Consider the following 4836-nt stretch of genomic DNA (forward strand, 5'->3'; position numbering starts at 1 on the left):
CCGGTAGCTGGGCCTTCATCTCGCCGTTCGCCGCGTCGCCCGGGCCCTACGTCACGCCCGGACCCGACCGCCCGGCCGCCGACGTCCCGGCCGGTCCCGATGGCCGTCCCGCCGACCCGCCGACGGGTCCGCTGGCGGCCGCGCCCTTCGGCCGGCCCGAGTCGGGCCCGGGTGGCGGCCCGGGGTGGCAGAACGCCGCCACCGGCGCGGTCGGCGGCGGGTCGTGGGTCCCCGGCGGCCCGTACCCGGGGCCGGATCAGTCGCCATCGGCCGGCGGGGCCGGACCCCGCGACGGGGCGGGGCACGGGTCCCCGGTCGAGTCCCCGACCTGGGGAGCGCCGGCCGCCGGTGGGGCCGGCGGCCGGCCCGGCCGGTGGAAGACCTGGCAGAAGGTGGCCGCCGGCGGCGTCCTGGCGGGCGTCGTCGCGATCGGCGGGGTGGCCGCGGTCACCGCGGCCCACGCCTCGTCCGGGACGTCCGGCAGCCAGTCCGGGTTCGCCGGCGGCGGCGGCGGGTACGGCTTCGGCGGGACCGGTCGGGCCGACGGAACCGGCACCCGCGGCGGGTTCGCCGGCGCGATGGCCCTGGCCGATGCGCTGCACGGGGACTTCGTGGTCGCCGACGGCAGCACGACCAGGACGATGCGGATGCAACGCGGCGAGCTGACCGCCGTCGCCGGCACCTCGATCACGGTGGCCAGCACCGACGGCTACACGACCACCTACACGGCCGGCTCCGGCGTCGACGTCTCCGGCCTGAGCACCGGCGAGACCGTCCTGGTGATCGGCACGGTCGACGGCGACACGGTGACCGCGACCTCGGTGACGTCCGGTACCGGCGGGGAGATGGGCGCCGGGTCCGGCCAGGGCGGGACCGGGACCGGCGGCCAGACCCGGGAACGTCCCGATGGCATGACGCCGCCCGACGGGATGGCGCCGCCGGACGGACTGACGCCGCCCGACGACGCGTCCGGCGCGGCCCCGCCGACCGCCTGACCGTCCCCCTCCCGGGCGCGGCGAGGCTGCTTCGCTGATCAAACCCGCGCCGAACCGGACAGAATGCTCGCGCAGGCGCGGCTTTGATCAGCGAACCGGGCGCGGCGAGGCTGCTTCGCTGATCAAACCCGGGCCGAACCGGACAGAACGCTCGCGAAGGCGCGGCTTTGATCAGCGAACCGGGCGAACCGGGGTGGGCCGGGCGGTCAGACCGGCCGCGGGTGGGCCAGGGCGACGGTCAGCTCGGCGACGGTGTCGGGGTCGTCGAGCCGGTCACCGAACAGCTCGCGCAGCTGACCCACCCGGTACCGGACGGTCTGCGGGTGCACGTGCAGCGCCCGGGCCACCTCGTCCCGGCGGCCGCGCAGCAGCACCCAGGCGCGCAGCGTCTCGACCAGCCGGTCGGCGCTGGCGTCCCGGAGCTGCGCCAGCGGGGCCAGCGCGTGCGCGCGCAGATCGGCCAGCGCATCGGCGTCCGCGGTGACGACCAGCGCGGCGAGCTGCTCCTCGGTGTCGACCACCCCGTCCCGGCCGGGCAGCTGCAGGCGCATCGCCCGCAGCACCCGCCGGTACGACAGGTGCACCAGATTCCAGGGTTTCGCCGGGCCGAGCCAGGCGTTCAGACCGCGCAGGGCCCGGGTCACCGCGGCCCGCCCGGGACCGTCGGCGTCGGGCACGAGCAGCAGGGTCACCGCGGACTGCTCGTCGGGCGCGAGACCGGGCAGCTCGTCGCTGCGCAGCGTGCGTTCGTCCAGGCGGGTGACCGCCCGGGACGCGTGCCCGGTCGGCCGGACGACCGCGGCCAGGGTGGTGGTCGGCCGCCAGCCGGCCCGGTCCGCGGCCTCCTGCAGCCGGGCGGTCGATTCACCGGCCCGAAGGTCCCGGACCAGCAGGGCCAGGTACCGGTCGCGCACCCGGCCGGTGGTCGCCAGCTCGTCCGAATGACCCGCCGCGCTGGCCGCGGACAGCTCGTCGATGTAGGCGAAGACCAGCTCGGCGAACCGGGCCATCGTGCCGGCCGGCAGGTCCGTCTCGACCGCCGCCCGGGAGAACTGACGCCACGATTCCCGGGCCCCGATCCGGTAGGCGGCCAGCAGCGCCTCCATCGACCGGCCGGCCCGGGCCTCGCCCCGGCCCAGCGCGTAGGCGCCGTCCAGCGCGGGGGAGCGCGGTCCGGCCGTCCCGCTGGGCCGCGCGGCCAGCTTCAGGAAGCCGCCGAGGGCCACCTCGACCGCCGATCGGATGTTCGCCCCGATCGGGCCGGACAGCGCGTCGGTGTAGGGCGGGACCTGTTCGATGATGGCCTGCACGGTCAACTCGGCGACCGCCGGGAGCCGCGACCGGAGCAGGGTCAGCGTGCGCTCGCCCAGGTCGCGCGCGGCGGCGTCGGCGGACGTGCCGTGAGCGTGTTCGATTGTCACCCTCAGTCACCCTTTGTTCGCGACGAACAAGATCAACCCGAAATTTCACGTCGACGACGCAGGAAACTAGTCGTCAGTAACAGGCAGAGTAGCTCTTATGACCGCAACCGACGGGGGACAAGAGCGCGACCGCGGGGTTCGCGATCGTCTGCGTCGCCGACTGTGGTCGGTCGCCGAGGCGATGGCCTCGCCCCGGCGACCCGAGGACTACCTGGACATGTTCCACCCGTTGCGCCGCGGCGCCGACTTGCGGGGGAGGGTGGTCGCGGTCCGGCCAGAAGCCGGCGACGCGGTCACCGTGGTACTGCGGCCGGGAGCGGCGTGGCGACCCCACGTCCCGGGCCAGTACGTCCGGGTAGGCCTCGACGTCGACGGCATCCGGCGGTGGCGCTCGTACTCGATCACCAGCCCGCCGGTCACCCCGGACGGCACCATCTCGATCACCGCGCGCGCCGTGGCCGGCGGCATCGTCAGCGCGCATCTGGCCCAACGGCTGGCCGCCGGCGATCTGGTCCACCTGGACCAGGCCTGCGGCGACTTCGTCCTGCCCGATCCGGCGCCGGCCAAGGTGCTGTTCATCACCGGTGGCAGCGGCATCACGCCGGTCATCGGCATGCTCCGCTCCGGCCTGCAGCGGCTGCGCGACGTCGTGCTGGTGCACTCGGACGCGACCCGGGCCGGCGTCATGTTCGGCCCCGAGCTGCGCGAGCTGGCCGCCGGCGGACGGATCCGGCTCGTCGAGAAGCACACGTCCCGCGCCGGGCGGCTGGCCATGGACGAGCTGCGCGACCTGGTGCCGGACCTGCTCGAGCGCGAGTCCTGGGCCTGCGGGCCGGCCGGGCTGCTCGACGAGATCGAGTCCTACTGGACCGATCTCGAGGCGGGTCCGCGGTTGCACACCGAACGCTTCCGCACGACGCTGGCCGCCCCCGGTGAGGGCGGGACGGTCGAGTTCACCGCCGGCGGGGCCACCGTCGACTGTGCCGGCACGTCGTCCATCCTGGACGCCGCCGAGTCCGCCGGCGTGCTGATGCCGTCGGGATGCCGCATGGGCATCTGCTTCTCGTGCGTGCTGCCGCTGCGCGAGGGCACCGTGCGCGACCTGCGCACCGGCGAGATCACCCGGGCCGAACCGGGCGACGGGGTGCTGGTGCAGACCTGCGTCTCCGCCGCGGCCGGGGCCTGCCGCATCGACAACTGATCATCTGCAAGACTTTCCACGACAAAGGAGTACATCGATCCGATGACCGTGATCCAGCGCAAGGACGTCAACCCGATCGCCCACCTGACCGCCGACGACATCACCGAGATCGGCCGGCGGCTGGACGAGATCCGGGCCGAGGTGATCGCCACCCGCGGTGAGCGGGACGCGGCCTACATCCGCCGGGTGATCGACGTGCAGCGCAAGTTGGAGCTCGGCAGCCGGATCGTGCTGTTCGCCTCGCTGTTCCCGCCGGCCTGGATCCTGGGGACGGCCGGGCTGTCGGTGGCCAAGATCCTGGAGAACATGGAGATCGGCCACAACGTCATGCACGGCCAGTGGGACTGGATGCGTGACCCCAAGATCCACTCGACCACCTGGGAATGGGACAACGCCTCCCCGGCCGAGCAGTGGAAGCACGCGCACAACGAGTTGCACCACACCTACACCACCGTGGTCGGCCGCGACAACGACCTGGGCTACGGCATCATGCGGGTCGACGAGGACCAGCGCTGGCACCCCGTGTACCTGCTGCAGCCGCTGTGGTGCTTCCTCAATGCCTGCTTCTTCGAATTCGGCATCGCCGCCTACGATCTGGAGCTGGGCAAGAGCCTGGCCGACAAGAAGATCCGGAGCAGCCCGCAGTTCAAGGCCCGGGCCCGGCAGGTGCTGCGCAAGATCCGCAACCAGTCCCTCAAGGACTACGTGGTCCACCCGCTGTTGACCGGACCGGCGTTCCTGACCACCATGGCCGCCACCGCCACGGCCAACCTCGTGCGCAACCTGTGGACGAACTCGGTCATCCTGTGCGGCCACTTCCCCGAGGGCGTCGAGACGTTCGAGAAGCACTCGATCGAGGGTGAGACCAAGGCGCAGTGGTACCTGCGCCAGATGCTCGGATCGGCCAACATCTCCGGCGGCCGGGCGATGCACATCATGACCGGCAACCTGTCGTACCAGATCGAGCACCACCTGTTCCCGGATCTGCCCAGCAACCGGTATCAGGAGATCGCGCCGAAGGTGAAGCAGCTCTTCGACGACTACGGGCTGAACTACGTCACCGGTCCGCTGCCCAAGCAGGTCGGATCGGCCTGGGCCAAGGTGTTCCGGCTGTCGCTGCCCAACGAGCTGGCGCTCAAGCTCAAGCGGCGCCGGCCGGCCCGCGCGCTGCCGGCACCGGCGCTCCTGCGGTCGCGGCCGGCCGCCCCGACCCCGGAGC

Annotated in this window: 4 protein-coding genes; 3 read left to right on the forward strand and 1 reads right to left on the reverse strand. The window is 73.2% G+C overall.

Annotation, left to right across the window (positions count from 1 at the left end; genetic code table 11):
* Positions 1 to 995 (forward strand): hypothetical protein (locus ACOJUF_RS14435; protein WP_420122526.1); only part of this gene is annotated, 995 nt, incomplete at its 5' end.
* 206 nt (positions 996 to 1201) lie between these two features.
* On the opposite strand, the gene ACOJUF_RS14440 is transcribed toward ACOJUF_RS14435, so the two are convergent.
* Positions 1202 to 2416, reverse strand: coding sequence for a PucR family transcriptional regulator (locus ACOJUF_RS14440; protein WP_420122527.1), 1215 nt, complete (start codon positions 2414 to 2416; stop codon positions 1202 to 1204).
* Positions 2417 to 2513: 97 nt separating this feature from the next.
* Between ACOJUF_RS14440 and ACOJUF_RS14445 the strand changes: the two genes are divergently transcribed.
* Both ACOJUF_RS14445 and ACOJUF_RS14450 read left to right on the forward strand, forming a co-directional pair.
* The gene (locus ACOJUF_RS14445) at positions 2514 to 3617 is read left to right on the forward strand and encodes a ferredoxin reductase (protein WP_420122528.1); all 1104 of its coding nucleotides are present in this window, start codon (positions 2514 to 2516) and stop codon (positions 3615 to 3617) included.
* 42 nt (positions 3618 to 3659) lie between these two features.
* Positions 3660 to 4836 (forward strand): fatty acid desaturase family protein (locus tag ACOJUF_RS14450; RefSeq protein WP_420122529.1); only part of this gene is annotated, 1177 nt, incomplete at its 3' end.

The sequence above is a fragment of the Nakamurella sp. genome (assembly GCF_048594475.1).
Lineage (GTDB): Bacteria > Actinomycetota > Actinomycetes > Mycobacteriales > Nakamurellaceae > Nakamurella.

Coding starts and splice junctions, on each gene's coding strand:
- ACOJUF_RS14445 (WP_420122528.1), top strand. CDS start 2,514: ATGACCGCAACCGACGGGGGACAAGAGCGCGACCGCGGGGTTCGCGAT.